The sequence below is a fragment of the Pelagibacterium sp. H642 genome, assembly GCF_031202855.1.
Classification (GTDB): Bacteria; Pseudomonadota; Alphaproteobacteria; order Rhizobiales; family Devosiaceae; genus Pelagibacterium.
In genome coordinates, this window is record NZ_CP101829.1 from 3,623,148 (window position 1) to 3,649,830 (window position 26,683).

The window sequence follows — 26,683 nt, forward strand, 5'->3', positions numbered from 1 at the left end:
CACCCTGAGGGTGGCTTTTGCACAGGGGGAATCAGGCGAGATAAGTGATCATATCGAAATAGAACAACGTCACGCCACCGAAGGCGGTCAGCGAAACCAGGGCCATGAAGTCCTTGACGAAAGCGAGCATGGGATCTCTCCTGTGTTTATGTTTTGTTCTTATAAGTTCTTTTTTTGTTCCTGTCCATATGACCATAGCGGGCTTGAGATCGCTGGTTAAAGAAAAGTTACGCCAGGTCTACCCGGCGTTTGCCGACACCGTTGTGCGAAATGGCCGGGATACGGGTGCAGCGGCCCGGGACGAGTGCGGGTAAACGCGGATCGACGACGTGCGAATCCATACGAAAACCTCCCGCTGGGAAACCAACCGGGGGGACGCATCGGACCGATCCCGACTGAGGTCAGAGGGCCAGCGGTTCGACCTTGCCCTGGACGATCGTCACCACGCGGTCGGCGCGGCGGGCGAGGTCATGATTGTGGGTGGCGATGATGCAGCCGGCGTTCTGCTGGCGGATCAGGTCCGAGAGCGCGGCGAAGACCGTGTCGGAGGTCGCCGGGTCCAGATTGCCGGTCGGCTCGTCGGCCAGCACCAGGCTGGGACGGTTGGCGGCGGCGCGGGCGATGGCGACGCGCTGCTGTTCGCCGCCCGAGAGTTCGGCGGGACGATGATGGGCCCGGTGGCCGATGCCCATGATGTCGAGCAGTGCCTTGGAACGCTCGTCGGCAGTCCCCTGCCCTTCGCCGGCGATGAGCTGGGGCATGGTGATGTTTTCCAGCGCGCTGAATTCGGGCAGCAGGTGGTGGAACTGGTAGACATAGCCGATGCGGTGACGGCGCAGGAGGGTGCGCTGGCGGTCAGCCAGCTTCGAGGTGCGCTCGCCATCGATATCGACATCGCCGCCGGTGGGACGTTCGAGCAGGCCACAGATATGGAGCAGAGTCGACTTGCCGGCGCCCGAGGGCGCGACCAGGGCAACGATCTCGCCGCGATTGATGGTAAGGGTGGCGCCGGTGAGGACATTCACCGCCGCTTCCCCGTCGCCATAGGTCTGGCGGACGTCGCGAAGGCTCAAAAGGACATCACTCATAGCGCAGCGCCTCCACGGGGTCATACTGGGCGGCGCGCCAGGCCGGGTAGAGCGTTGCGAGGAACGAGAGCCCCAACGCCACGGCGAGAACCACCGTGACCTCGAGCGGATCGACCCGCGACGGCAGTTCCGAAAAGGCGAAGATCTCGGGCGGGAACAGGGTGATGCCGAGCAGATTGGAAATCCAGGCGCGGATGGCCTCGGCATTGAGGGCGATGACCACGCCGAGAATGAAGCCCAGAATGGTGCCGATAAAGCCGATGGCGGTTCCGGTGATGCAGAATACCCGCATGATCGAGGCGCGGGTGGCGCCCATGGTGCGCAGCACGGCGATGTCGGCGGCCTTGTCCTTCACCAGCATGATGAGGCTGGAAATGATGTTGAAGGCGGCGACCAGGATGATCATCGACAGGATGGTGAACATCACGACCCGCTCGACCTGGAGCGCGGAAAACAGCGTCTGGTTGCGCGTCTGCCAATCGGTGAAAACCATGGGCCGGCCCGCCGCGTCCTCGAGCGGACGCTGCATGGTCGCCGTGGCATCGGGATCGGCAAGGAACACCTCGACCGCCGTTGCCATGCCGACGCGCTCGTAGGCAGCATCGATTTCCTCGTCCGTGGCGAGCGGATCGAGTTCCTCGAAGCCCTCGCGCAGCCTATCCTCATAGAGGCGGAAATAGGTCTGCGCCGCATCGATGGGCATATAGACGAAGAGCGAGTCGAACTCGACCATGCCCACATCGAAGATCGCGTTGACCGGATAGGTGCGGATCTGCGGCGTCGAGCCAAGCGGCGTGCGCGGTCCGTTGGGCGTAACGATGGTCAGCGGATCGCCGATGGCAAGGCCCAGATTGGCGGCCATGCGCGAGCCGATGGCCACCCCTTCCAGCTCATCCCAATCTTCCCAGCCGCCGTACTCGACACTTTGATAGAGCAAGGGCAGCTTCTCGATATCTTCGAGCGACATGCCGCGAATATTGGCTCCCGAGGAATTGTAGGGGCTCGAAACCAACGCCTGCCCTTCAACGAAGGCGACGGCGGAAACCACGCCTTCCACGCCCTCGAGATTGGCGCGCACCTGTTCGTAATCGGTGAACTGCTGCTCGATGGGAAAGCCCGTGAAATGGCCGTTGAGCCCCAAGGTACGGGTGATCAACTCGCCGCGAAAGCCGTTCATGACGCTCATCACGACGATCAGAGCGGCGACACCGATCATGATGCCGACCATGGTGAGAATAGCGATGACCGAAACGAAGGCGTCGCGGCGGCGGGCGCGCAGATAGCGCCCGGCCAGAACCCATTCAAAGCGCGAAAACGGTCGCGTTCCCTTTTGCCGCCGGGCGGCGTCGGTGGAGGTCAAACGTTGTCCCTGCGTTCGGGTTCGATCAGCGCTTTCAATCGGGCAACGGCGTCTTCGATGCCGATCGTTTCGCGCTCGTCGGTCTTGCGGTGCTTGATTTCGACTTCGCCAGAAGCGAGCCCGCGCGGGCCGACGATCAACTGGAACGGAATACCGATCAGATCGGAGGTCGCAAATTTCTGCCCGGCGCCGGATTCGCGGTCATCATAGAGAACGTCGATTCCGGCCGCCTGGAGCTGGCCATAGAGTTTGTCGTTGGCCGCATCGCACTGTGCGTCGCCCGATTTGAGATTGATGAGGCTCACTTCGAACGGGGCGACCGAAACCGGCCAGACGATACCGTTGTCGTCATGGCTGGCCTCGATGATGGCAGCGACGAGTCGCGAGGGGCCGATGCCGTAGGAGCCCATATGCACCGGGACTTCCTTGCCATCTGGGCCCATCACCTTGGCGCCCATGGGCTCGGAATATTTGGTGCCGAAATAGAAGATGTGCCCCACCTCGATGCCGCGCGCGGAAACGCGCTGATCTTCGGGCACGTTCTGCTCATATTCGGCCATGTCGACCATTTCCTCGGTCGCGGCGTAAAGCGAGGTCCAATCGTCGACAATGGGGCTCAGGTCGGAGCGGAAATCGGTGTCGGCGGAAGGGATCGGCTTTTCGAGCAGTTCCTTGTGGCAGAATACGGCGCTTTCGCCGGTATCGGCCAGAACGATGAATTCATGCGAAAGATCGCCGCCGATCGGGCCGGTATCAGCCCGCATGGGAATGGCGGTGAGCCCGAGCCGGTGGAAGGTGCGCAGATAGGCCACGAACATGCGCTGATAGGCCTTGACCGCGCCTTCCTTGTCCAGATCGAAGGAATAGGCGTCCTTCATGAGAAATTCGCGGGCGCGCATGGTGCCGAAGCGCGGGCGCACCTCGTCGCGGAACTTCCACTGGATGTGATAGAGATTGAGCGGCAGATCCTTGTAGGACTTCACATAGGTCCGGAAGATGTCGGTGATCATCTCCTCATTGGTAGGCCCATAGAGCATGTCGCGCTCGTGCCGGTCCTCGATGCGGAGCATTTCCTTGCCATAGGCGTCATAGCGCCCGCTCTCGCGCCAGAGATCGGCGGATTGGATGGTGGGCATCAGGAGCTGGATGGCGCCGGAGCGGTTCTGCTCCTCTTCAATGATCTTTTCGATCTTGCGCAGCACCTTGAACCCCAGCGGCAGCCAGGAATACAGCCCCGAAGCCTGCTGACGGATCATGCCCGCCCGCAGCATGAGGCGGTGAGAAACAATTTCTGCCTCTTTGGGGGTCTCTTTGAGGACGGGCAGGAAATAGCGTGAGAGGCGCATGAAAACTCCGAGCTGCCGAGAATCGACAATGGCTCAATACCGGGCGGAACCATCAAGCGCAATGGAGTGCACGATGGCAAGGCGGACCCTTGTTTGCCCCTATGACAGTTTTTTGACGCGGTGTGACAAATCCACGCATTTTCTTCTTGTCGCGGCAAAATGTCCTTGGTAGGGTCCGCCCCATAAAACGAACGGCGGGTACAACCCGCCCGACGCTGACAACGTCAAGGGAGGAGCACTGGCCGCCCATCTGCGCGCTGTAAGACCAGTGGATTGTCGCGAAACTTTTTTAGAATGCAGGGCTTAGCCCTGCATTTTTTTATTTTACGTGAGGAAAAGCGGGGGATGCGGGGCGCGCGCCGGAGGTCACACCTCTTCCGCTGCCGCAAGAGGCCTTGCGGGTCTCCGGGTCCAGGACCGGGAGAGCGGTGAGGTTCCGGCAGGGCTGTGTTTTTCGGCGCCCCCTCTCCCGCGTCATTCTCGGGCTTTAATCCCGAATTGACCGGAAAACCGCGAAAGCTGAACCGGCCCTTCGGCTAGCTCCAGTATTCCTGCAGCGCGGGATTGGAGAGGACCCAGAACAGCAGCACGGTGACGACGGCGGAAATCACGGTCGTCGCCAGCACCTTTTGCCATAGATGCGCCTTGACCGGCGCGCCGGGTTCGGTGCCCTGGACGAACTCACCATCCTCATGTTGCCCGCGCACGCCGAAAGGGAGCACGGCGAAGAGGACCGTCCACCAAACGATGAAATAGATGGCGACATAGGTGAAGGGCTGCATGAACTCGTTCCTTGTCGCGTTGCCCGAACCGAAAAACCGCTTTCCGGCAACGCTCCTGATCACACCTTGTGGACGAACACCTTGACGATGGGCTTGCGGCCCCAGGCGGCGTTGAGCTCGGAGCGCACGGCCCGGCGAATGGCCTCGGCAAAGCGCCCTGTATCGCCACGGCGTTTTTCGGGGAAGCTCTTGATGGTGCCCCTCACCGCATCGTGAGCGACCGCACTCAACGGATCGTCATCGTCTGCCAGATCGGGAATGCCGTCCAGATCGAATACCGGCCCTGAGACGATCTGTCCCTTGGCGTTGACCACCAGCGAGACGATGACCACGCCGCCGAAGCCGAGGCGGCGGCGATCGCGGACATTGGACTCCTCGGGCGTGCACAGCAGGTTGCCATCGAGATAGAGAACGCCGGTGGGAACCTCGCCAGGGAAGTGCTTGGGTTCGGGATAAAGCCGAACCATGTCGCCATTGCGGATCGACATCACCGTCTTGATGCCCTTTTCACGCCCGAAGGTGGCGTGGGCCTCAAGGTGCATTGGCTCGCCATGGACGGGGATCAGCACGTCCGGCTTCAGCCAATTGTAGAGCTGGGCGAGTTCGTGCCGACGCGGGTGACCGGAGACGTGGATCATCTCGTCGCGCCCGGTGACCACCTCGACGCCCCTGTCGACCAGCTTGTTCTGGATATCGAGGACCGCCTTTTCGTTACCAGGAATCGCCCAGGAGGAAAAGATCGCCATATCGCCGGGTGAAAGGTCGATGACCGGGTGTGAACCATCGGCGATGCGGGCCATGGCGGCGCGGGCCTCGCCCTGGCTACCGGTGCAGATCAGCACAACCTTGTCGCGCGGCAGGTAGCCATAGGCGTCCTGGTCGAGGAAATCGGGGATGCCTTCCATCAGCCCCAACTCGCGGGCAATGCCGGCGATGCGGTGCACCGCCCTGCCCGCGGCGACGACCTGACGGTCGGCCTTGGCGGCGGCGCGGGCGATCGAGATCATGCGGCCCAGATTGGAAGCGAAGATGGTGACGGCGACACGGTTCTTGGCCGTGGCGATCAGGCGCTCGAGATTGACGCCGACTTCGGTTTCCGAGGGGCTGTCGCCGTCCTTCATGGCATTGGTGGAATCACAGATCAGCGCCAGCGGCTTGCCATCCGCTCCGAGTTCCCGGAAGCGCTTGATGTTGGTGGGCGGGGTGCCGACGGGCTCGGGATCGATCTTCCAGTCGCCGGTGTGGAGGACGCGGCCGGCGGGCGTTTCGATCAGCAGGGCATTGGATTCGGGGATCGAGTGAGAAACCTCGATGGCTTCGACCTTGAAGGGTCCAACCTGGAAGGGAATGCCCGGCGTGAAGATCTGAATCTCGACATCGTCCTCGATGTTGTTGGAAATCCGCTTGGCCTTGAGCATTGCCGCGCCGAAGCGGCCGGCAAAGACCGGCTTGTCGAAGGCGGGCCAGATATCGAGGATGGCGCCGTAGTGGTCCTCGTGGGCGTGGGTGAGGACAAGGCCAACGACATTGTCGGATTCGTCTTCGAGAAAGGAGGGGTCGGGCATCACCAGTTCGATGCCGGGCAGCTCGGGGCCGCCGAAGGAAACGCCGCAATCGACGACCAGCCATTTGCGGTTTTCTTGAGGGCCGAAACCATACAGCCCCATGTTCATGCCGATTTCGCCGACACCGCCCAAGGGCACGAAGACCAGTTCGTCGGCGCCCGAATTGCTTTTTGCCATAAGCCAATAGCGCGGCCGGAGTGCGGCCGCGTCCTCTAAAAAAATGCGGCAATCGCCCTCGTCAGCGCAGCGTTGCCGTGGTTCCAAAATGGACGTCGCCCGCCGCAATGGCGATGCGATGCCCTTCGTCGTCGCGGACAATCAGATGGCCCGCATCATCAATCGTTTCAAAAACGCCGCGCAACACGCCATCGTTGCGCTGGACGGCGACCTCGGTGCCGATGCCGGCGGCGCTGCCGCGCCAGGCCCGGATGATCTCGGCGGTGCCTTGGCCATTGTTCCACTTCTGGTAACACTCGACCCAGCTTTCGGCCAGTGCTTCGAAGACCGCTGCGGCATCGAAGCGCGCGCCAAGGGCGGCAAGCGAGGTGGCCGGGTATGGCAGCCCCTCGGGTGCGGCGACGACGTTGACGCCGATGCCGATGACGATGGCCGTCTTGCCGTCGGGCCGCTTCTGGGCTTCGAGCAGAATGCCGGCGAGTTTGGCGCCGTCGGCGAGCAGGTCATTGGGCCATTTGAGCGCGATGCGCGCCCTGCCCGTTGCGCTCGTGGAATTTTCGTCTTGTCGCGCGGTCGAACCGGAAAAGTCTCCAACTTTTCCTGACCACGCTCCATCAGCGCCGTCGATGCCGCTGCGGATGGAGGCGGCAGGCATGAGGCGGGCAAGCGCTGCATTGAGGGCGACGCCGGCAACGAAACCGAGGCTGGCGAGATTTGCCGCCGGAGCGTCGGGAACGATCAGCAGGGAAGCGGCGAGATTGCCGTGGGGGTTTTCCCACTTGCGACCGCGGCGGCCCCTGCCCTCAGTCTGCTGCAGGGCGGCGAACCAGATTTTTCCGGCATCGCCGGCCAGAGCGGCGTTCATCGCTTCGGCGTTGGTCGAGCCGACCGTATCGAAGCCGATCACACGGTAACCGGCTTCGATGGCCTTGGGAGGGAGCGGGAACGCGACCACGCTAGAACAGCGAATTGGCAGCGCTGTGCGCCAGCGCGGTCAGGGCCGGACCGACCGTTACATAATAGGTCAGGATCAGGAACCCGGTGAGGGCGATCACGACGCGCAGTTCGACCGCCGGGACCGCATAGGCAGCCGTGGGCTCGTCGAAATACATCACCTTGATGACGCGCAGGTAGTAGAAGGCCGAAACCGCGCTGGCCAGCATGCCGATGACGGCAAGGACGAAGAGTTGGGCTTCCATGGCGGCGAGGAAGACCTGCCACTTGGCAAAGAACCCGGCAAACGGCGGCAACCCGACCAGGGAGAACATGAAGAGCGCCAGGATGCCCGCTACGAAGGGCCTCGATTTGGCGAGGCCGGCGAGATCGTCGATGGTTTCGACATAGCCGTCCTCGTTCTTGAGCGCCAGGATGCAGGCGAAGGTGCCGATGGTCATGGTCAGATAGATCGCCATGTAGATGGCGACGCCCTCGACCCCGACCAGGCTGCCGGCGGAGAGCCCGACAAGCGCGAAGCCAACATGGCCAATGGAGGAATAGGCCAGAAGGCGCTTCAAGTTATTCTGGCCGATGGCCGCGAACGAGGCCAGCACCATCGAAGCGATGGAGATGAAGATCACCACTTGCTGCCAATCGCTGGCGATGGGCTCGAAGGCATCGAAGACGATGCGGATCAGCAGCGCCATGGCCGCGACCTTGGGCGCCGACGCGAAGAAGGCGGTGACCGGGGTCGGCGCGCCTTCGTAAACGTCGGGCGTCCACATGTGGAACGGCACGGCGGAAATCTTGAAGGCGATGCCGGCCAGAAGGAACACCAGGCCGAAGATGACGCCCGGATTGCGATCGCCCAGCGCCACGGCCTGGGCGATTTCGTTGAGCTGGGTATGGCCGGTAAAGCCATAGACCAGCGACGCGCCATAGAGCAGCATGCCCGAGGACAGCGCCCCGAGGACGAAATATTTCAGGCCCGCTTCGGTGGCCTTGGCGCTGTCGCGCTTGAAGGCGGCAACGACGTAGAGGGCCAGCGACTGCAGTTCGAGGCCGACATAAAGGCTCATCAGGTCGTTGGCCGAAACCATCATCATCATGCCCAGCGTCGCAAGGACGACAAGCACGGGATATTCGAACTTGTTGAGCCCGTTGTCCGAGGCGGTGGAGACCGAAAGGATCAGCGCGAAGGCCGAGCCGGCGATGACCAAAACCTTCATGAAGCGGGCAAAGCCGTCATTGATGAAGCCGCCGGCAAAGATCACGCCTTCGGTCGAGCGGAAGACGATCATCACGGCGACGGCCAGCATGAGCCCGATGGCAATGCCGGTGACGACCGTCGAGTTCTCCTTTTTCGAGAACACGCCCAGCAGCAACAGTGCCAGCGCGCCGATGGCCAGCAGCATTTCGGGATAGGCAGGCGCCAGAGAGGCGAAACCGGTAAATTCGGACATGTTCACCTCCTAATGAGCCGCTGGCGCGGCTGCTTCGGCCGGCACTTGAATCTCGACCGCCGGAGCGATCTGCTCGATGCCGACGGCGGCCTGATACTGCTCGACGAGTGCATCAACCGAGACGGCCATCGCGTCCATCAGCGGCGCGGGGTAGAAACCAAAGAGAATGGTCAGGACGATCAGGGGCACGATCGTCACCATCTCGCGGGCGTTGAGATCGAGAATGCCTTTCAGGCTTTCCTTTTCGAGCGCGCCCCAGATGATCTTGCGGTAGAGCCAGAGCGCATAGCAGGCCGAAAGGATCACGCCTGTGGTGGCGATCACCGCGAACCAGGTGTTGACCTGGAAGATGGCCAGAAGCGTCAGAAACTCCCCGACAAAGCCCGAGGTGCCCGGCAGGCCCACATTGGCCATGGTGAACACCATGAAGGCAAAGGCATATTTGGGCATGCGCTCGACAAGCCCGCCATAAGCCTCGATATCGCGGGTGTGCATGCGGTCATAGATGACGCCGACCGAAAGGAACAGCGCACCCGAGACGATGCCGTGGCTGATCATCTGGAAGATCGCCCCCTGCACGCCGTAAACATTGCCCGCGAAGATGCCCATAGTGACAAAGCCCATATGGGCAACCGACGAATAGGCGATCAGCTTCTTGATATCGGTCTGAACGAACGCGACCAGCGATGTGATGACGATGGCGGCGACCGAAAGCACGAACACGAAGTTCGAGAAATAGGCCGATGCATCGGGGAACATGGGCAGCGAAAAGCGCAGGAAGCCATAGCCGCCAAGCTTGAGCAGGATCGCCGCCAGGATGACCGAGCCAGCCGTCGGCGCCTCGACGTGCGCCTCGGGCAGCCAGCGGTGGAACGGCCACATGGGCATCTTGACCGCCAGCGAGGCAAAGAACGCCAGCCAGAGCCAGAACTGCATCTCGGGCGGGAAATCGACCCGCAGCAGACGCGCGATATCGAGCGTCCCCGCGTACCAGTACATCGCCATGATGGCGAGCAGCATCAGCACCGAACCGACGAAGGTGTAGAAAAAGAACTTATAGCTGGCCTGAATGCGCCGCTTGCCACCCCAGATGCCGATGATCAAGAACATCGGAACCAGCGTGCCTTCGAAGAAGACATAGAACATGGCCAGATCGAGCGTGGCGAAGACGCCGATCATCAGCGTCTCGAGCATCAGGAACAGCACCATGTATTCGCGGATGCGGAAAGTGATCGAATCCCAACTCGCCAAAATGCACATAGGCATCAACAAGCCGGTCAATACAATGAACAGCACGGAAATGCCGTCCACGCCCATCCGGTAACCGATGACGTCCCCAAGCCATTGATGATTCTGCACAAACTGGAACGATGCCGTCTCGGGATCGAACATGCCCCACATGACCAGCGTGAAGACGAAGGTCACCACAGTGGTGGCCAGCGCGATGCGCTTGACGTTGAGCTCGGAGACCGCGTCGCGGCCCGGGGTCAGCAGAATGAAGAAGGCCCCGACCAGCGGCAGAAAGGTAACGATGGTCAGGATGTTATTTTCAAGGATCATCCCAGAAGCCCCCCGGCGGCGATGGCCCAGGTGATAAGCGCGGCAACGCCGATGAGCATGGCGAAGGCGTAGTGATAGAGATAGCCCGACTGCAGGCGCGTAACGTAACCCGTAGCCTGCTTGACGCGGCGGCCCAGGCCCTCGACCAGGGTCTGGTCGACCAGCCAGTCATCGAATCCCTTCCAGAGCGCGGTGCCGATCCAGCGCGCCGGCCGCACGAAGATGCGGTCATAGAGCTCGTCGAAGTACCACTTGTTCAAGAGGAATTGATAGAGCCCGCGATGCTCTTCGGCGAGGCGCTTTGGCGTTTCCGGGCTGCGGATATACATGAACCAGGCCAGGGCAAAGCCGATGAGCATGGCGATGGTGGCCGACCATTTGACCCAGGTCGGCACATGGTGGGCCGCATCGATAATGCCACCGTCGACGACCAGGGCACCGTGGAAGAAATGCTCGATATGCTCGGCATGGCCGAAGAAAGAGTCATAGAAGATGACGCCCGAGAGCACCGCCCCGACGGCCAGGACATAGAGCGGGATCAGCATCACGTTCGGGCTCTCATGAGCATGATCGAACGTATGATGATCGGCACGGGTCGAGCCGTGGAATGTGAGGTGCACGAGACGCCAGGAATAAAAGCTCGTGAACATGGCCGCGATGACCAGCAGCCAGAAGGCCAGCGTTCCCGTGGAGCCGCCGAAGGCATAGGCGGATTCGATGATCGAATCCTTGGAGAAAAAGCCGGCAAACCCAAGCGAGGTGCCGGGGATGCCCACCCCGGTCAATGCCAGGGTACCGATCATCATCATCACGTAGGTGATGGGCACCTTCCGGGCGATGCCGCCCATATTGCGCATATCCTGCTCATGATGCATCGCGTGGATGACCGAGCCGGCGCCAAGGAACAACAGCGCCTTGAAGAAGGCGTGGGTGAAGAGGTGGAAGATCCCCGCCGAATAGGCCCCTACCCCGAGCGCGACGAACATGTAGCCGAGCTGGGAACAGGTGGAATAGGCGATGACCCGCTTGATGTCGTTCTGCACCAGACCAACGGTCGCCGCAAAGAAGGCCGTGATGGCGCCGATATAGATGACGAACAGGGTTGCCGCTTCACTCAACTCGAACATGGGCGAGAGCCGCGCGACCATGAAGACGCCGGCGGTCACCATAGTGGCGGCGTGGATGAGCGCGGAAACCGGGGTCGGACCCTCCATGGCGTCGGGCAGCCAAGTGTGGAGCAGGAACTGGGCCGACTTGCCCATGGCGCCCATGAACAGCAGCAGACAGATGACGGTCATGGCGTGGGCATCCCACCACAGGAACGGGATGGTCGCCTCGGCCACACCAGGCAGAGCCGCGACGGTTTCATCGAACCCGAGCGTGCCGATCAAGAAGAAGGTGCCGAAGATGCCCAGCGCAAAGCCGAAATCGCCAACGCGGTTGACCACGAACGCCTTCATGGCGGCGGCGCGGGCGGATTCCTTCTGATACCAGAAGCCGATCAGGAGATATGAGGCCAGCCCGACGCCTTCCCAGCCGAAGAACATCTGCACGAAGTTGTCGGCGGTCACCAGCATGAGCATGGCGAAGGTGAAGAGCGAGAGATAGGCGAAGAACCGCGCCCGATGCGGATCCTCGTGCATGTAGCCGATGGAATAGAGGTGCACGAGGCTCGAGACGGTGTTGACCACCACCAGCATGATGGCGGTGAGCGTATCGACGCGCAGAACCCAATCAAGCTGGAGATCGCCGGCGTGAATCCAGGTCAGCACGGTGACCTTGTAGGCTTCCCCATCGCCCAAAAAGAACGGCAGGAAGACGATCCACGAGAGCACGGCAGCAGCCATGAGCAACGAGGTCGTGATGATTTCAGCGGGCTTGTGGCCGATGACGCGGCCGAACAGGCCGGCGACCAGCGCCCCGATCAGCGGCAGGAAGACAATTGCCTGGATCATGGCTGACCTTCTTGTTGGAGCATGATCTTTTCCGAAAACCGGTATTCACTTTTCGGGATCATGCTCTAGCCCTTCATCATGTTGACGTCCTCAACCGCGATGGAGCCGCGGTTGCGGAAGAAGATCACGAGGATCGCCAAGCCGATGGCGGCCTCGGCGGCGGCGACGGTCAGGATCAGAAGCGCGAATACCTGGCCGACCAGATCGCCCAGATGGGCAGAGAAGGCCACGAGGTTGATGTTGACGGCGAGCAGGATGAGCTCGATCGACATCAGGATGATGATGATGTTCCTGCGGTTCAAAAAGATTCCGAACACCCCGATGGTGAACAGAATGGCCGCTACGGTCAGGAAGTGACCGAGCCCGATAACCGGTGTCATCTTTTATTCCCCCTACAGCCCTTTTCCGCTCTCGACTTTGACGGTCGAAACGCCCGATTTGCCCCGCGCGACCTGGGCCGCAATGTCCTGGCGCTTGACGTTGGGCTTATGGCGCAGAGTGAGGACGATCGCCCCGATCATGGCCACCAGCAGCACAAGGCCACACGCCTGGAACAGATAAATGTAATTTGTGTAGAGCACTTGCCCGAGTGCCCTGGTGTTTTCAACGCCGGCATCGATCGGGAGCGCCCCGGTTCCCGCCGCCTGGGGAACGATGAACGCCGAACCGGCGACCAGCAGCAGTTCGAGCAACAGGATGATGCCAACCACGAAGCCGATGGGCGCATATTGCATGACGCCCTGGCGCAGCGCGCGGAAATTGACGTCGAGCATCATCACCACGAACAGGAACAGCACGGCGACGGCGCCGACATAAACGACGACCAGGATGAGCGCGAGGAACTCCGCGCCCGCCAGCATGAAAATGCCGGCGGCGTTGACGAAGGCGAGGATGAGAAACAGCACCGAGTGCACGGGATTTCGCGAGGAAATCACCATGATCGCCGAGGCAATCACCACGGCCGAGAACAGGTAGAAGAAAAACAGCGGCAAGGTCACCTGTCGCTCCTAACGGTACGGTGCGTCGAGGGCGATGTTGGCGGCGAGTTCACGCTCCCAACGATCGCCATTGGCCAGGAGACGCTCCTTGGAGAAATAGAGCTCCTCGCGCGTCTCGGTTGCGAATTCGAAGTTGGGCCCCTCGACGATGGCATCGACCGGGCAGGCTTCCTGGCAGAAGCCGCAATAGATGCATTTGACCATGTCGATGTCGTAACGGACCGTGCGGCGCGTGCCGTCGTTCTGGCGCGGGCCGGCCTCGATGGTGATGGCCTGGGCCGGGCAGATCGCCTCGCAGAGCTTGCAGGCGATGCAGCGTTCTTCGCCGTTCGGATAGCGGCGTAGGGCGTGCTCGCCGCGGAAGCGCGGGGAAACGGCGCCCTTTTCGAAGGGGTAGTTGATGGTTGGCTTGGGCGAGAAGAAATAGCGCATCGCCAAAAAGAAGGTCGACACGAACTCGCGCAGGAACAGGGCGTCGAGGAACCGCAAGGCGCTCATAGGCTCTCTCCTTATGCCATGCCGCCATGCCAGCCCCAGCCGGTGAGCTGGAGGACGGCGGCGACGATGATGACCATGGCCAGCGAGATGGGCAGGAAGACCTTCCAGCCCAGACGCATCAACTGGTCATAGCGGTAACGGGGCACCATGGCCTTGACCATGGCGAACATGAAGAACGCAAGGCAGACCTTCAGAACGAACCACACCACACCGGGAATCCAAGTGAAGGGCGGCAGGTCCACCGGCGCGCTCCAGCCGCCCAGGAACAGGATGGTGGTGAGCGCGCACATGAGGATGATGGCGACATATTCGCCGAGCATGAACATCATGTAGGGGGTGGAGCCGTACTCGGTCATGAAGCCGGCGACGAGCTCGGATTCCGCTTCGACCATGTCGAAGGGCGGCCGGTTGGTTTCGGCCAGCGCCGAAATGAAGAAGATCACGAACATTGGAAACAGCGGCAGCCAATACCAGTTGAGAATGGTCAGCCACGGGACGCCGAGCATGGTGGCAAGCCCGCCCGATTGCTGGGCGAGGACGATGTCAGTGAGGTTGAGTGAGCCGACGCAGAGCAACACCGTAATGATGACGAAGCCGATGGAGACTTCGTAGGAGACCATCTGCGCGGCCGAGCGGAGCGAGCCCAGGAACGGGTATTTCGAGTTCGACGACCAGCCCGCCATGATGACGCCATAGACGCTCAATGAGGAGATGGCGAAGATATAGAGGATGCCGATGTTGATGTCGGCCAGCGCCCAGCCTTCGTCGAGTGGGACCACGGCCCAGGCGGCGAGCGCCAGAAGAACGGTGACCAGCGGGGCGAGGATGAAGACGGCCTTGTCGGCGCCGGCGGGGATCACCGGTTCCTTGAGGACGAATTTGAGCAGATCGGCGAAGCTCTGCAGCAGACCGAAGGCACCCACGACGTTGGGGCCGCGACGAATCTGGACTGCGGCCCAGATCTTGCGGTCGGCCAGCAGAATATAGGCCGTGAAGACCAGAAGCGCGACCAGCAGCAGCAGTGCCTTCCAGACAAACCCGACCATGGTGCCCAAGCCGATGATGGGCACACCGAAGAGATAGTCGAGCGCGTAGATAATCCAGTCCATATCGCTGCCTTACTCTGCGGCCTGTTTCAGACCCGCCATGAGCTGCGAGCATTCGGCCATGGTGGCGGATGCGCGGGCTATGGGGTTGGTGAGGTAGAAATCGCTGACGGCATTGCGGAAGGCCGCATCGCCCGGCTTTTTCGCGCGGATCGGCTTCCAGCCATTGTCCGGCACCGCATCGATCTGCGCCAGATGCGGGTGCTTCTCGAACATTGCGCTGCGCAATTGCGCGAGGCTGTTCCACGGCAAAACCGTGCCGGCATGCCCCGATAGAGCGCGCAGAATGGCCCAATTTTCCTTGGCATCGCCCGGAGGGAACACGGCGCGCTGGGCCATTTGCGGACGGCCCTCGGTGTTGACGAAAATGCCGGACTCTTCGGTATAGGCGGCCGAAGGCAGGATCAGATCGGCGCGATGGGCGCCGCGATCGCCGTGCGAGCCGATATAGATCACGAAGGCGCCCGGCGCGATCTCGATCTCGTCGGCACCCATATTAACGACGACATCGGCTCCGGCCATCGCCGCTTCCAAGCCGCCCTCCGTGGCCGCACCGACGTCCATCGCGCCAACGCGCGACGCGGCCGTGTGCAGCACGAGAAACTTGGACTTGGCCTTGTCTGCCGCCTTCATCGCCTGGCTCAGCACCGCTTCGCCATCGGCTTCGGTGAGGGCGCCCTGCCCGACGATCATGACGCCGGCCACGCCGTGCTTGTCGTCGTGGTCCATGTCGGCGAGCCTGATCAGCGCGGCGCGATCGTTCCCGATGTCGCTCACGTCATAGGTGAGCGAGGCCGGCTCGCCGATGCGGGCGATCTTGGCGCCATTGAGCCATGCCTTGCGGATCCGGGCGTTGATGACCGGCGCTTCGACACGCGGATTGGCTCCCACCTGCAGGATCATCTGCGCGCTGTCGATATCGGCGATGGCCGCGTTGCCGACATAGGCCGAGCGGTTGCCGATGGGCAGCTTGGCCCCGTCGACACGGCATTCTACGTTGCCCCCCAGTCCTTCGACCAGGGCCTTGAGCGAAAAGGCGGCCTCGGTGGAAACCAGGTCACCGACGAGGCCCGCGACTTTCTTTGCCCCGGCCAATGCCTTGGCGGCGCTGTTCAGCGCCTCGGTCCAATCCACGGGCTGCAGCTTGCCCCTTTTGCGGGCATAAGGCCGGTCGAGGCGCTGGGTGCGCAGGCCGTCCCAGACGAAGCGGGTCTTGTCGGAAATCCACTCCTCGTTGACGCCCTCATGCGTGCGCGGGAGAATGCGCATGACTTCGCGGCCGCGAGCATCGACGCGGATATTCGAGCCGACGGCGTCCATCACGTCGATCGTCTCGGTCTTGCTCAACTCCCAGGGGCGAGCCTGGAAGGCGTAGGGCTTGGAGGTCAGCGCGCCGACCGGGCAGAGGTCGATGACGTTGCCCTGCAATTCGCTGGTCAGCGCCTGTTCGAGATAGGAGGTGATCTCGGCATCCTCGCCACGGCCGATCAGGCCGAGCTCGGAGACGCCGGCGACTTCGGTGGTGAAGCGCACGCAACGGGTGCAGTGGATGCACCGGTTCATGATCGTCTTGACCAGCGGGCCGATATATTTGTTCTCCACGGCGCGCTTGTTCTCCCAATAGCGGGAGGTGTCGACGCCATAGGCCATGGCCTGGTCCTGCAGGTCGCACTCGCCGCCCTGATCGCAGATGGGACAATCGAGCGGGTGGTTGATGAGCAGGAATTCCATCACGCCTTCGCGGGCCTTCTTGACCATGGGCGTGTTGGTGAACATCTCGGGCGCTTCGCCGTTCGGCCCGGGGCGCAGATCGCGCACGCTCATGGCACAGCTCGCCTGGGGCTTGGGGGGGCCGCCCTTCACTTCGACAAGGCACATGCGGCAGTTCCCGGCGACCGAGAGGCGCTCGTGGTAGCAGAAACGCGGAATTTCCGCGCCCGCCGCCTCGGCGGCCTGCATCAGCGTGAAGTGATCGGGAACCTCTATCAGTTCGCCATCGACCTTGATTTGCGCCATTGGCTTACTCCGCCGCAACCGACGGTACGGCACCGTCGGAGGTGGATTTGTAGGTGTATGCGTCGATCCGCTCTTCGATGACGTGGCGGAAATTCCTGATCAGCCCCTGGATCGGCCAGGCGGCGGCATCGCCGAGCGCGCAGATGGTGTGGCCCTCGACCTGCTTGGTAACCGCGAACAGCATGTCGATCTCGCGCTTTTGCGCTTCGCCACGCACCATGCGTTCCATCACGCGCATCATCCAGCCGGTGCCTTCGCGACAGGGCGTGCACTGGCCGCAGCTTTCGTGCTTGTAGAAAGCGGAGAGGCGCCAGATGGCCTTGATGATGTCGGTGGACTTGTCCATCACGATCACGGCGGCGGTGCCGAGCGAAGATCCCACTTCACGAAGTCCGTCGAAGTCCATGTAAGCGGTGCGGATTTTCTCTCCAGGCACGCAGGGAACCGAGGAGCCGCCGGGAATGACCGCCAGGAGATTGTCCCAGCCGCCACGGACACCGCCGCAATGCTTTTCGATCAATTCCTCAAAGGGCGTGCCCATCTCTTCTTCAAAGGTCGCCGGGTTGTTGACGTGGCCCGAGACGCAGAAGAGCTTGGTGCCGGTGTTGTTCTCGCGGCCGAGCCCCGCGAACCAGGAGGCACCGCGCCGCAGGATTTCCGGCACAACGGCGATGGATTCGACGTTGTTGACGGTGGTGGGACAACCATAAAGGCCCATACCGGCCGGAAACGGCGGCTTCAGACGCGGCTGTCCCTTCTTGCCTTCAAGCGATTCCAGAAGCGCGGTTTCCTCGCCGCAAATATAGGCCCCTGCGCCGTGGTGGACGACGATATCGAAGTCCCAGCCATGGACATTGTCCTTGCCGATCAGGCGCGCGTCATAAGCCTGCTGCACGGCAGCTTCGAGCCGGTGACGCTCGCGCATGAATTCGCCGCGCACATAGATGAAGGCCTTGTGCGCATCCATGGCGCGGCCAGCAATCAGGCAGCCCTCGATCAGATGGTGTGGATCGTGGCGCAGGATCTCGCGATCCTTGCAGGTGCCCGGCTCGGATTCGTCGGCGTTGACGACGAGGTAATGCGGGCGCCCATCATTGACCTTGGGCATAAAGCTCCATTTGAGGCCGGTCGAGAACCCAGCGCCGCCACGGCCGCGCAGGCCGGAGGCCTTGACCTCATTGGTCAGCCATTCCCGCCCCTTGTCGAGCAGATCCTTGGTGCCGCTCCAGGAGCCACGGCGCTTGGCCCCTTCAAGGCCCCAATCGTCCTGCCCATAGAGATTTGTGAAAATGCGGTCCTTATCACTCAGCATCGTTCAAATCCCCTAGCGCGGCTTCTTGCCGAAGACGCGGACATATTCGTCGATTCCACCGTCCGCGAGCGCCTTGGCCTGGCCCTTCCAATTGTCACGGTTCATGCGGCCCTTGAAATTCAGCACCGCTTCGACACGCTCGCTATCGGCATCCGACAGCGCGGCGATCTGGGCATAGGTGGTGATGCCCAAGCTATTGAGCTTGGCTTCGATGCCGGGACCGACGCCCGAGATCAGCTTGAGATCGTCCGGTGCGCCAGCCGGGCGCTCGAACATGGGCGTGCTGTCGGGCGTTGTGCCAAGCGCCGTGACCAGCGGGCGGTTCTCGGAATCGCCGCTGCGGCCGGTCGTCTTGGTTTCTTCACCGGTTTCGCTGCCGGTTTTTTCGATGGCCGGCGATTCAGCGCCAGTCGCGCCCTCGCGCCCAGCCTGATCGGGCTCGCGCTTGGTGTCGCCCATCGTTTCGCTTTTTTCGGCTTCGACTTCCTCCACGCTCGCCTTGTCCTCTTCGGGAACGGGCGTCCTGAGCGCGGGAGCGGCCTCCTCGGGAATGTCGCGCATCCGGCCGGGAGCCGTCGCATCGGGCTCCTCGACAATTCCGGACTGCCGATGCGGTGCATCGGGCCGGATCGGCTCGAGCAGGGTCACCTGCCCCGAAAGCGGAGCGGAGAATTTGCGCCCGTTTTGCGGGCCCGGCTTAATGGTATCGCCCTTGCCGTCGCGGAACGCGATGAGGATTTCCTCGAATCGCTCGGGGGTGAGGTCCTCATAGGTGTCGAAGCCGATGGTGACCATGGGAGCGTTGACGCAGGCGCCGGCACATTCGACCTCTTCCCAGCTCAACGTGCCATCTGCGTTGAGATGGTGCGGGTCGGCGTGGATATGCTTCTGACAGACGGCCTTGATGTCCTCGGCCCCGCGCAGCATGCAAGGGGTGGTGCCGCAGACCTGGATGTGGGCACGCGTGCCCACCGGCTGGAGCTGGAACTGGGTGTAAAAGGTCGCCACTTCCAGCACGCGGATATAGGGCATGTCGAGCATGTCGGCGACGGTTTCGATCGTCGCCCGGGAAATCCAGCCATCCTGCTCCTGGGCACGCATGAGCAGCGGGATCACCGCCGACTGCTGCCGGCCCTCTGGATACATGGCGATGCGCTTCTGCGCCCAGGCAGCATTGTCGTTGGAAAACGTGAAACTGGCGGGCTGGACGGATTCGTCTGCTAGGCGGCGCACACTCATCAGCGGTCAACCTCTCCGAACACGATATCGAGGGAACCCAGGATGGCCGTGACGTCAGCGAGCAGATGCCCCTGGCACAGGAAATCCATGGCCTGGAGGTGAGCAAATCCGGGCGCGCGGATCTTGCAGCGATAAGGCTTGTTGGTGCCATCGGAGACAAGATAGACGCCGAACTCGCCCTTAGGCGCCTCGACGGCGGCATAGACCTCGCCTTCAGGAACGCGATAGCCTTCGGTGTAAAGCTTGAAGTGATGGATGAGCGCTTCCATGGAACGCTTCATCTCGCCACGCTTAGGCGGAACGACCTTGCCGTCGGTGGTGGAAACCGGCCCCTGCCCTTCGGGCGAATTGAGCAGCTCGATACACTGCCTCATGATCTTGTTGGACTGACGCATCTCTTCCATGCGGATGAGATAGCGATCATAGCAGTCGCCATGCTGGCCAACCGGAACGTCGAAATCGAGCCGATCGTAGCACTCATAGGGCTGGGCCTTGCGCAGATCCCATGCGGCGCCAGAAGCCCTGACCATGACGCCGGAGAACCCGAAGCTCCACGCTTCATCGAGCGTCACGACACCGATATCAGCATTGCGCTGCTTGAAGATGCGGTTTCCGGTCAAAAGGCTGTCGATATCGTCCAGTGCCTTGGGGAAATCCTCGCAGAATTGCGCGATATCGTCGATCAGCGTCTGCGGCAGATCCTGGTGGACGCCGCCAGGGCGGAAATAGGCAGCGTGCATGCGGGCACCAGAGGCCCGCTCATAAAACACCATGAGCTTTTCGCGCTGCTCGAAACCCCACAGCGGCGGGGTGAGCGCTCCGATATCCATGGCCTGGGTGGTGACGTTCATCAAGTGGCTGAGCAGACGACCGATCTCGGAGAACAGCACGCGGATCAACTGCCCGCGGAACGGAACTTCGATGCCGAGCAGCTTTTCGACGGCCAGCGCGAAAGCGTGCTCCTGGTTCATCGGCGCCACATAGTCGAGGCGGTCGAAATAGGGAACGGCCTGAAGATAGGTCTTGTGCTCTATGAGTTTTTCGGTTCCGCGATGAAGCAGGCCGACATGGGGATCGACGCGCTCGACGACCTCGCCATCAAGTTCTAGGACCAGACGCAGCACGCCGTGTGCGGACGGATGCACAGGACCGAAATTGACAGTAAAGGTCCTGACGTCGACCTCAGAAGCAGCTTGCGTCATTGCTTGGCCTTTTCGTCACCGGGCAGCACGTAATCGGTGCCTTCCCAGGGCGAGAGATAATCGAAGTTCCGGAATTCCTGCGCCAGTTGCACTGACTCGTAGACCACGCGCTTGCGTTCCTCGTCGTAGCGAACCTCGACAAAGCCGGTGAGCGGGAAATCCTTGCGGAGAGGGTGCCCGTCGAACCCGTAGTCGGTGAGAATACGACGTAAGTCGGGGTGGCCAGAGAACAAAATTCCGTAAAGATCGTAAGCTTCGCGCTCGAACCAGTTGGCACCGGGAAATACGCCGGTGATCGAAGGAACGGGGGTGAATTCATCCACGATCACCCGCACGCGGATCCGATTGTTCTGGTGCGGGCTCAGGAGGTGATAAACGACATCGAAGCGCTGCGCGCGGTCGGGATAATCGACGCCGCAGACATCAATGATGGAGATGAACTGGCAGCGCGGATCGTCCCGCAAGGTGCGCATGACGTTGACGATGGCATCGGGCTTGGCCTCAAGGGTCAGCTCGCCATAGGCCACGCCATATCCTTCGACGGCTTCGCCAAGCTTGAGCGCAATGTACTCGCCGAGTTCGGAAAGAGAGTTGTCCATCGGCTAGCCCTATCGCTCGATCGTTCCGGTGCGGCGGATCTTCTTTTGCAGCAGCAGGATGCCGTAAAGCAGCGCTTCGGCGGTCGGCGGGCAACCCGGCACATAGATATCGACCGGCAGGACGCGATCGCATCCGCGCACGACTGAATAGGAATAATGATAGTACCCGCCGCCATTGGCGCAGCTTCCCATCGAAATCACATAGCGCGGCTCGGGCATCTGGTCGTAGACCCGGCGCAGCGCCGGCGCCATCTTGTTGGTCAATGTGCCGGCAACGATCAGGACGTCCGAAGTGCGCGGGGATGCGCGCGGGGCAGTTCCGAAGCGCTCGATATCGTAGCGCGGCATCGACATCTGCATCATCTCGACGGCGCAGCAGGCCAGTCCGGTCTGCATCCACATGAGCGAGCCGGTGCGGGCCCAGTTGATCAACTCATCGGTCGCCGTAACTAGAAAGCCCTTATCGGCCAGCTCGTTGTTGACGTCGACGAAATAAGGATCGGTCGCGCCGATGGGGGCATTGGTGGCCGGATCGATGACACCGCGGGGTTTGGGCGCCACCAGCGTCGTATTGTCGCTCAATCCCATTCAAGAGCTCCCTTGCGCCATTCATAGATGAAGCCGATAGTAAGCACCCCTAAGAACACCATCATCGACCAGAATCCGAACCAACCCACTTCCCCAAACGCGATGGCCCAGGGGAACAGGAAAGCGACTTCGAGATCGAAGATGATGAAAAGGATGGCGACGAGATAGAAGCGCACGTCGAATTTCATGCGCGAATCCTCGAAGGCATCGAAACCGCATTCGAAGGCCGAGACCTTATCCGGGTCGGGGCGTTTGACGGCGATCAGGAACGGAGCAACCAGAAGCGCTAAACCGATAACAGCGGCAAGCCCAACAAAAATCAGAATCGGCAGGTAAGCGCTAAGCAGTTCGTTCATAGACAGCCAAGCCTTCGCTGAAGTCCCGGCGGGCGCCGGGGCGTAGAGGACTCGCGGCTACGCGAGCCCTTGTCGTTGGCACAGGGCTTATCCCACCCCCTATGCGGTTTCAAGAGGGCATAAAATTGACAAAAATAGTCATATTTAAGCGCGCGAACTGCCTGTATACACACAGCTTTCGCCAGCGCAAGCCTACGGTTTCGGCGCGAACACACCAGTGGGCCGGGGCGCAAACCACACGCTCCGGCCCGTCAGCGACGAACACATTTCCGAGATCGATTCGCGAGCGATCGCCCTACCCGATTGCGCGGCTGCTACATATGGAAAGCGACGCCGGCAGACACGCGCATATCATCGGGCATGTCGCCCCATTGGCCGGTGCCCAGCACCTCGCCGCGAACGCTCATGTAATCAGTGAAGCCGTAATCGACGCCGCCGCCCACGGCATAGCCCCAATCGCCCGAAACGACGCCCAGACCGCCGGTGGCGTAAGCTAGGGCGTCACCGAAGGCCATGCCGCCCTTGCCCAGGACCAGGGCGTCGAAGCTGGTCGAATCATCGGCGAAGTCAGCACCAAGTTGCGCCTCAACGCCGAACACCGCGGAATCCAGTGATACGTTGACGCCGGTAAAGACACCCGCATTCAATGAGGTTTCACCGAACGCGACGCCGCCGCCATAGACGCCGGCGTAAAATCCGTCCCAATCGAAACCATATCCGCCCATTCCGCCGCCTCCATAGCCATATGGACCATAGTCCTGCGCTTGTGCCGCGGCAGTGAGCGCGGTGGTGGCAGTCAAAAGAGCAGCAAGGCGAAGGGCAAGAGACATGGGGCGTCACTCCATTAAGGTTAATTGACGCCATTATCGCGGCGAGCGTACAGCGCTCCAAGCCAAGCCTCTCAACGTGGATAAGACTTTACTAAAATTGCAAAGATCTTCGAGCGCCCCGCAAAAGCAAACGGCCCGGCAAAAGCCGGGCCGTTCACAATCAGATCAAGCTGGCGGTGCCCCCGCGTCGCCAGCCAAATCTTAGAAGTGGAAGTTCAGACCGACGCGAGCGATGTGAGCTTCGGCGTCAACGTCGACACCACCCACTTCAACTTCGTTGAACGAGGTGTAGAGATACTCACCCTTGACCGACAGGTTGTCCATGACCATGGCTTCGACACCGGCACCAGCGGCCCAGCCCCAACCATATTCAGTCTCGCCGGCAGCGTCTTCGAGTTCACCGAAAGCAATACCACCGGTGATGTAGGGCAGGAAGCCATCGAGGTCAGCACCGATGCGACCACGAACGGTACCGAAGTGGTTGATACCGAGATCGTCTTCCTTGATGTCGGAGAACTGGTAGTCACCCTCAACACCGACTACGACGCCGCCGAAAGCGGCATTGTAACCGAGCTGAGCGCCACCGAGCCAGCCTTCGATGTCTGTGGTGGCGCCGTCGTCGTACTCACCCCAGCCATAGCCAGCGTTAACACCAGCATAGAAGCCATCCCAAACGGACGAGTCATCAACGACGGGTACGATGGGGGTGGGAGCCGGCATGATCGGGTCAGCGGCAAAAGCAGCCGAAGCGACGGTCATCGACGCAGCGGCGAGCAGAGCAGTCTTAAGTACGTTCATTTCAAGTACCTCACAGCACGGGGGTTGGTTGTTGTGATATTGCCCAACTCTCGTCTGATTCCAACCCCCCTTGCCGTTTCTTGACCCCCAAATCGGCACTAAACCGCCATCAAATGCACATCTGTTGCCTTTCGGGCACAGAACTAAGTCGTTTCCTAACAAGGCGTAAACAAAAACGGCCCCGCGAGGGGCCGTTCGAGCAATCGCTGCTTGCGCTGCGATTAGAAGTGGAAGTTCGCACCGATCTGGAACTTGTGGATGTCCGAGTCGGTCGCCACGTCGTCGGTCGCCCAGCCATAGAGATACTGGCCACGGACCGAAACGTTGTCCGTCGCGGCGAATTCGAGACCACCACCGGCGAGGACGTGATCGCCCTGACCAACATCGGCGTCCGCATCGAAGTCGGTGCCGTAACCGATGGCACCGTAGGCGAGCAGGTCTTCGGTGACCAGCACACCACCACGGGCCAGAGCCGAACCGTAGGCGTAAGTTTCGTCTTCGCCGAAGACGCCGTCGATCGCCACTTCAGCACCAACCAGGAAGAAATCGAAGGTGGCGTTCACACCGGCCTGGGCACCCAGGGTCCAGTTGGTCACGTCTTCTTCGATGTCATTCTGGGCGCCAACGCTGGCACCGGCGTAAAAGCCGTTCCAGTCAAAGCCGCTGGCGTCGTCAAAAACGGGAGCGGGCGGAATGGCGGGAGCGGGAACCCCGATCGCGTCGGCGGCAAACGCCCCGCCGAAAGCGGTCGTGGACAGAAGGGCTGCAATGGCCACTTTCTTGAGAGTGTTCATATGTATTCTCCTTTGTACCGGCTGATGTGCAACAAATGGGTGCCGGTTAGCACTGGTTCCGATCCGAAGGCCGCCGCTCCGCGGTATGGGCCGGGAGTGTTGCCCTGCCGCTACAACCGTACCGTTCGGGATCCGCACCAATGCGATGGGCCGGACTTTCGGTTTCGAGTGCGGACGAAGTGGGGCCAGCCCATGGCAGGAATAGGGCAAGCCGGCAATGTTGCTCAAATGCCACGTATTCGTGGTTAACCTATCGTAAAATATGGTGTTTTTCCACCGCCCCAAGGAGGCGAATAGCTTCGATCACCTACCGGCGCACCAGGCGGCGCGCGAGGCGAATGGGAAAGGCAATGAGATTGACGACCAGCAGCAAGGTGCCTAGAACCACGCAGCCTGCGACAATCAGCACAGTGTGCGCCGCCTCCAGGACGCCGTGGGACCATGGGGTGGCTTTGTGGACGGAATCAGGGGCGGGCAAAGGCGTGTAGATAGTCGTGGTTCTCATCTCTATCTCGTCACGTGATGATGGTGGCGCTTTTCGTCCGTTGCCCGGTGCGCGAAATTGAACATGGCGCAAAGACCCAGGATGAGCAGACCCAGCACCCAAAGCAGCAATAGAAATCCGACACCCAGCTCGCCCGGAACCGGCGTTCCTGCCGCTTGGCCCTCGATCCCAACGGTGCGCAGGGTCGTGCGACCGGTGATCAGGTAGAAGCTGATCCAGGCGACCATCAACGCATTGAAGGCCACGAACGCCCAGGCGAATACAAGGCTAGCCGCATCCTTGCGTGGTCCTTGCAAACGCCCGTGGCATTGGGGACAATAGATCGAACGGCTCGAGACCGTCGCTCCGCAATTTGGGCACCGTGCGAGCATCGCCGCATTCCTTTTGGACATCGACTTGCAAACGCAACGCCGACGCGGCGAGTTCCGTTGGGGACAGTGACGCGCGGCGGCCCGCATGGAGCGTTAATCTGGGCTGCCCAATCCGATCGTCCTGCAACGCACTGCCAGCTCGAGGGGTTACTCCCCCGAACCCGAGCAGGAGATTTCACCATGCAAGGCAAAAAGGCCCACGAACAGTTCGAGAGGACCTTGGAACGCAAATCCGATGTGCCCAAGGGGGACGCGCCCGACAAGCATCCTGAGCGGTCCCACAGTCGAGCGCCGCGAAAGCCCGGCGCCCGGCAGAGCGAAATGCCGGTCAGCCGCCAGGGCATGACCGAAGAAGATCGGCAGCACAACAACGGAAAAGGCTCTTAAGCCCCTGCTCCGACCGCTAAAGAAAGGAAAGTGGAGGCCTCGACCGGAATCGAACCGGTGTACACGGATTTGCAATCCGCTGCGTCACCACTCCGCCACGAGGCCTCTGAACCGGGCTTGTAGAGCAATTCCGGAGACTTGCGCAAGCGCCGAAGGCGAGCATCCTAAATTTTCTGAATTCCATGCATCCAATGGCGCACCCGCAGCGCTCGCCGCTGTCACATAAGCGTTCGATTCGGCTGCAAAGACTTGCCTCAGTCGGGAACTGGTGAGGGCCCGAACGGTTATGGGCGGAGTACGAAGCCGTACGCCCCGTGATCGACGGCCAGCAAGGAGCTCCGAAATGCAGAGCAAACTCATTCACGATGCCGATGGCGCGCAGACCTATGCCATCATTCTCGATCTCGGGGACGAAGTGATGTCGTGTCTTGAAACCTTCGCCACCCAGAAAGGCCTCAATGCTGCAAGCTTCAAGGCTATCGGCGCGTTCGAAAAGGCTACGCTTGCTTTCTTCGACTGGCAGGAAAAGAGCTATTTCAAGATCAATGTAGGCGAGCAGGTGGAAGTCGCGTCCCTGACGGGAGACATCGCGATGGGTCCGGACGGGAATCCGGCCGTCCATGCGCATGCGGTGCTCGGCACGTCGGATGGCCGCGCGATCGCCGGGCATGTGACAAGCGGCATCGTGCGGCCGACGCTGGAAATCATCCTCACCGAGGCTCCCACTTATTTGCGCAAGCGCTTCAATCCGGACGTCGGCCTCGCGCTGATCGACACCGCGCTTTAAGACGCGTGCGTCCTGCATTCCTTACTATCGTCTATTCGACCACAAACGCCTCACGGCGCTGAATT

General features: G+C 61.3%; 27 protein-coding genes and 1 tRNA gene. 2 read left to right on the forward strand and 26 right to left on the reverse strand.

Annotation, left to right across the window (positions count from 1 at the left end):
• Positions 1–401: 401 nt before the first annotated feature.
• The 25 genes from NO934_RS18050 to NO934_RS18170 form a co-directional block, all read right to left on the reverse strand.
• Entirely contained in the window at positions 402–1,088 is a 687-nt protein-coding gene (locus tag NO934_RS18050) for an ABC transporter ATP-binding protein (protein ID WP_309161399.1), read from the reverse strand.
• A complete protein-coding gene (locus tag NO934_RS18055) occupies positions 1,081–2,448 on the reverse strand; it encodes an ABC transporter permease (protein ID WP_309161400.1) in 1,368 nt (455 codons plus the stop codon). Before NO934_RS18055 ends, NO934_RS18050 begins: the two co-directional genes overlap by 8 nt.
• Positions 2,445–3,794, reverse strand: a complete 1,350-nt coding sequence (gene proS, locus NO934_RS18060) for a proline--tRNA ligase (RefSeq protein WP_309161402.1) — start codon at positions 3,792–3,794, stop codon at positions 2,445–2,447. Before proS ends, NO934_RS18055 begins: the two co-directional genes overlap by 4 nt.
• 536 nt (positions 3,795–4,330) lie before the next feature.
• The gene (locus NO934_RS18065) at positions 4,331–4,576 is read right to left on the reverse strand and encodes a DUF1467 family protein (protein ID WP_309161403.1); all 246 of its coding nucleotides are present in this window, start codon (positions 4,574–4,576) and stop codon (positions 4,331–4,333) included.
• A gap of 59 nt (positions 4,577–4,635) precedes the next feature.
• Positions 4,636–6,318 (reverse strand): ribonuclease J, encoded by a 1,683-nt coding sequence (locus NO934_RS18070; protein ID WP_309161404.1) that lies wholly within the window; start codon positions 6,316–6,318, stop codon positions 4,636–4,638.
• 61 nt (positions 6,319–6,379) lie between these two features.
• Positions 6,380–7,273, reverse strand: a complete 894-nt coding sequence (locus tag NO934_RS18075) for a biotin--[acetyl-CoA-carboxylase] ligase (RefSeq protein ID WP_309161405.1) — start codon at positions 7,271–7,273, stop codon at positions 6,380–6,382.
• A 1-nt stretch (position 7,274) separates the two neighbouring features.
• Positions 7,275–8,717 carry an NADH-quinone oxidoreductase subunit NuoN gene (gene nuoN, locus NO934_RS18080; protein ID WP_309161406.1) on the reverse strand — a complete coding sequence of 481 codons (1,443 nt, stop codon included), beginning with the start codon at positions 8,715–8,717 and terminating at the stop codon, positions 7,275–7,277.
• A gap of 9 nt (positions 8,718–8,726) precedes the next feature.
• A complete protein-coding gene (locus NO934_RS18085) occupies positions 8,727–10,277 on the reverse strand; it encodes an NADH-quinone oxidoreductase subunit M (RefSeq protein WP_309161408.1) in 1,551 nt (516 codons plus the stop codon).
• Positions 10,274–12,232 (reverse strand): NADH-quinone oxidoreductase subunit L, encoded by a 1,959-nt coding sequence (gene nuoL / locus NO934_RS18090; protein ID WP_309161409.1) that lies wholly within the window; start codon positions 12,230–12,232, stop codon positions 10,274–10,276. The genes NO934_RS18085 and nuoL overlap by 4 nt, the downstream gene beginning before the upstream one ends.
• A gap of 65 nt (positions 12,233–12,297) precedes the next feature.
• Positions 12,298–12,612: an NADH-quinone oxidoreductase subunit NuoK gene (gene nuoK / locus NO934_RS18095; RefSeq protein WP_309161410.1), complete on the reverse strand. Its 315-nt coding sequence runs from the start codon at positions 12,610–12,612 to the stop codon at positions 12,298–12,300.
• Between the two features lie 12 nt (positions 12,613–12,624).
• A complete protein-coding gene (locus tag NO934_RS18100; protein WP_309161411.1) occupies positions 12,625–13,230 on the reverse strand; it encodes an NADH-quinone oxidoreductase subunit J in 606 nt (201 codons plus the stop codon).
• 9 nt (positions 13,231–13,239) lie between these two features.
• A complete protein-coding gene (gene nuoI / locus NO934_RS18105; protein WP_309161412.1) occupies positions 13,240–13,728 on the reverse strand; it encodes an NADH-quinone oxidoreductase subunit NuoI in 489 nt (162 codons plus the stop codon).
• Positions 13,729–13,739: 11 nt separating this feature from the next.
• Positions 13,740–14,774: an NADH-quinone oxidoreductase subunit NuoH gene (gene nuoH / locus NO934_RS18110; RefSeq protein WP_309163762.1), complete on the reverse strand. Its 1,035-nt coding sequence runs from the start codon at positions 14,772–14,774 to the stop codon at positions 13,740–13,742.
• Positions 14,775–14,846: 72 nt separating this feature from the next.
• A complete protein-coding gene (nuoG, locus tag NO934_RS18115; protein ID WP_309161413.1) occupies positions 14,847–16,850 on the reverse strand; it encodes an NADH-quinone oxidoreductase subunit NuoG in 2,004 nt (667 codons plus the stop codon).
• Between the two features lie 4 nt (positions 16,851–16,854).
• The gene (gene nuoF, locus NO934_RS18120) at positions 16,855–18,162 is read right to left on the reverse strand and encodes an NADH-quinone oxidoreductase subunit NuoF (protein ID WP_309161414.1); all 1,308 of its coding nucleotides are present in this window, start codon (positions 18,160–18,162) and stop codon (positions 16,855–16,857) included.
• Positions 18,163–18,174: 12 nt separating this feature from the next.
• Positions 18,175–19,401, reverse strand: coding sequence for an NADH-quinone oxidoreductase subunit NuoE (gene nuoE / locus NO934_RS18125; RefSeq protein ID WP_309161415.1), 1,227 nt, complete (start codon positions 19,399–19,401; stop codon positions 18,175–18,177).
• Positions 19,401–20,603: an NADH-quinone oxidoreductase subunit D gene (locus NO934_RS18130; RefSeq protein ID WP_309161416.1), complete on the reverse strand. Its 1,203-nt coding sequence runs from the start codon at positions 20,601–20,603 to the stop codon at positions 19,401–19,403. The genes nuoE and NO934_RS18130 overlap by 1 nt, the downstream gene beginning before the upstream one ends.
• The gene (locus NO934_RS18135) at positions 20,600–21,202 is read right to left on the reverse strand and encodes an NADH-quinone oxidoreductase subunit C (RefSeq protein WP_309161417.1); all 603 of its coding nucleotides are present in this window, start codon (positions 21,200–21,202) and stop codon (positions 20,600–20,602) included. The genes NO934_RS18130 and NO934_RS18135 overlap by 4 nt, the downstream gene beginning before the upstream one ends.
• A gap of 9 nt (positions 21,203–21,211) precedes the next feature.
• Entirely contained in the window at positions 21,212–21,790 is a 579-nt protein-coding gene (locus NO934_RS18140) for an NADH-quinone oxidoreductase subunit B family protein (RefSeq protein WP_309161418.1), read from the reverse strand.
• Complete coding sequence (locus NO934_RS18145) at positions 21,781–22,146, reverse strand: NADH-quinone oxidoreductase subunit A (protein ID WP_309161419.1); 366 nt, start codon at positions 22,144–22,146, stop codon at positions 21,781–21,783. Before NO934_RS18145 ends, NO934_RS18140 begins: the two co-directional genes overlap by 10 nt.
• A gap of 314 nt (positions 22,147–22,460) precedes the next feature.
• The gene (locus NO934_RS18150) at positions 22,461–22,976 is read right to left on the reverse strand and encodes a hypothetical protein (RefSeq protein ID WP_309161420.1); all 516 of its coding nucleotides are present in this window, start codon (positions 22,974–22,976) and stop codon (positions 22,461–22,463) included.
• 201 nt (positions 22,977–23,177) lie between these two features.
• Entirely contained in the window at positions 23,178–23,774 is a 597-nt protein-coding gene (locus NO934_RS18155; protein ID WP_309161421.1) for an outer membrane beta-barrel protein, read from the reverse strand.
• 221 nt (positions 23,775–23,995) lie between these two features.
• Complete coding sequence (locus tag NO934_RS18160; RefSeq protein ID WP_309161422.1) at positions 23,996–24,568, reverse strand: porin family protein; 573 nt, start codon at positions 24,566–24,568, stop codon at positions 23,996–23,998.
• A gap of 307 nt (positions 24,569–24,875) precedes the next feature.
• Complete coding sequence (locus NO934_RS18165) at positions 24,876–25,073, reverse strand: hypothetical protein (RefSeq protein ID WP_309161424.1); 198 nt, start codon at positions 25,071–25,073, stop codon at positions 24,876–24,878.
• 2 nt (positions 25,074–25,075) lie between these two features.
• Positions 25,076–25,369 carry a hypothetical protein gene (locus NO934_RS18170; RefSeq protein ID WP_309161425.1) on the reverse strand — a complete coding sequence of 98 codons (294 nt, stop codon included), beginning with the start codon at positions 25,367–25,369 and terminating at the stop codon, positions 25,076–25,078.
• A gap of 255 nt (positions 25,370–25,624) precedes the next feature.
• On the opposite strand from NO934_RS18170, the gene NO934_RS18175 reads away from it, so the two are divergent.
• A complete protein-coding gene (locus tag NO934_RS18175; RefSeq protein WP_309161426.1) occupies positions 25,625–25,831 on the forward strand; it encodes a hypothetical protein in 207 nt (68 codons plus the stop codon).
• 31 nt (positions 25,832–25,862) lie between these two features.
• Here the strand turns inward: NO934_RS18175 and NO934_RS18180 are convergent.
• Positions 25,863–25,936, reverse strand: a tRNA-Cys gene (locus tag NO934_RS18180).
• A gap of 238 nt (positions 25,937–26,174) precedes the next feature.
• Between NO934_RS18180 and NO934_RS18185 the strand changes: the two genes are divergently transcribed.
• Complete coding sequence (locus tag NO934_RS18185; RefSeq protein WP_309161427.1) at positions 26,175–26,618, forward strand: DNA-binding protein; 444 nt, start codon at positions 26,175–26,177, stop codon at positions 26,616–26,618.
• The last annotated feature ends 65 nt before the right edge of the window (positions 26,619–26,683 follow it).

Bases quoted from the DNA above. Each gene is read 5' to 3' on its own strand.
- nuoI (WP_309161412.1), bottom strand. From the start codon at position 13,728: ATGAGCGCCTTGCGGTTCCTCGACGCCCTGTTCCTGCGCGAGTTCGTG.
- NO934_RS18175 (WP_309161426.1), top strand. From the start codon at position 25,625: ATGCAAGGCAAAAAGGCCCACGAACAGTTCGAGAGGACCTTGGAACGC.
- nuoL (WP_309161409.1), bottom strand. From the start codon at position 12,232: ATGATCCAGGCAATTGTCTTCCTGCCGCTGATCGGGGCGCTGGTCGCC.
- nuoG (WP_309161413.1), bottom strand. From the start codon at position 16,850: ATGGCGCAAATCAAGGTCGATGGCGAACTGATAGAGGTTCCCGATCAC.
- NO934_RS18065 (WP_309161403.1), bottom strand. From the start codon at position 4,576: ATGCAGCCCTTCACCTATGTCGCCATCTATTTCATCGTTTGGTGGACG.
- NO934_RS18150 (WP_309161420.1), bottom strand. From the start codon at position 22,976: ATGTCTCTTGCCCTTCGCCTTGCTGCTCTTTTGACTGCCACCACCGCG.
- NO934_RS18070 (WP_309161404.1), bottom strand. From the start codon at position 6,318: ATGGCAAAAAGCAATTCGGGCGCCGACGAACTGGTCTTCGTGCCCTTG.
- NO934_RS18145 (WP_309161419.1), bottom strand. From the start codon at position 22,146: ATGAACGAACTGCTTAGCGCTTACCTGCCGATTCTGATTTTTGTTGGG.
- nuoE (WP_309161415.1), bottom strand. From the start codon at position 19,401: ATGAGTGTGCGCCGCCTAGCAGACGAATCCGTCCAGCCCGCCAGTTTC.
- NO934_RS18140 (WP_309161418.1), bottom strand. From the start codon at position 21,790: ATGGGATTGAGCGACAATACGACGCTGGTGGCGCCCAAACCCCGCGGT.
- NO934_RS18130 (WP_309161416.1), bottom strand. From the start codon at position 20,603: ATGACGCAAGCTGCTTCTGAGGTCGACGTCAGGACCTTTACTGTCAAT.
- NO934_RS18160 (WP_309161422.1), bottom strand. From the start codon at position 24,568: ATGAACACTCTCAAGAAAGTGGCCATTGCAGCCCTTCTGTCCACGACC.
- proS (WP_309161402.1), bottom strand. From the start codon at position 3,794: ATGCGCCTCTCACGCTATTTCCTGCCCGTCCTCAAAGAGACCCCCAAA.
- NO934_RS18085 (WP_309161408.1), bottom strand. From the start codon at position 10,277: ATGATCCTTGAAAATAACATCCTGACCATCGTTACCTTTCTGCCGCTG.
- nuoH (WP_309163762.1), bottom strand. From the start codon at position 14,774: ATGGTCGGGTTTGTCTGGAAGGCACTGCTGCTGCTGGTCGCGCTTCTG.
- nuoN (WP_309161406.1), bottom strand. From the start codon at position 8,717: ATGTCCGAATTTACCGGTTTCGCCTCTCTGGCGCCTGCCTATCCCGAA.
- NO934_RS18050 (WP_309161399.1), bottom strand. From the start codon at position 1,088: ATGAGTGATGTCCTTTTGAGCCTTCGCGACGTCCGCCAGACCTATGGC.
- NO934_RS18185 (WP_309161427.1), top strand. From the start codon at position 26,175: ATGCAGAGCAAACTCATTCACGATGCCGATGGCGCGCAGACCTATGCC.
- NO934_RS18135 (WP_309161417.1), bottom strand. From the start codon at position 21,202: ATGGACAACTCTCTTTCCGAACTCGGCGAGTACATTGCGCTCAAGCTT.
- NO934_RS18155 (WP_309161421.1), bottom strand. From the start codon at position 23,774: ATGAACGTACTTAAGACTGCTCTGCTCGCCGCTGCGTCGATGACCGTC.
- NO934_RS18165 (WP_309161424.1), bottom strand. From the start codon at position 25,073: ATGAGAACCACGACTATCTACACGCCTTTGCCCGCCCCTGATTCCGTC.
- nuoK (WP_309161410.1), bottom strand. From the start codon at position 12,612: ATGACACCGGTTATCGGGCTCGGTCACTTCCTGACCGTAGCGGCCATT.
- nuoF (WP_309161414.1), bottom strand. From the start codon at position 18,162: ATGCTGAGTGATAAGGACCGCATTTTCACAAATCTCTATGGGCAGGAC.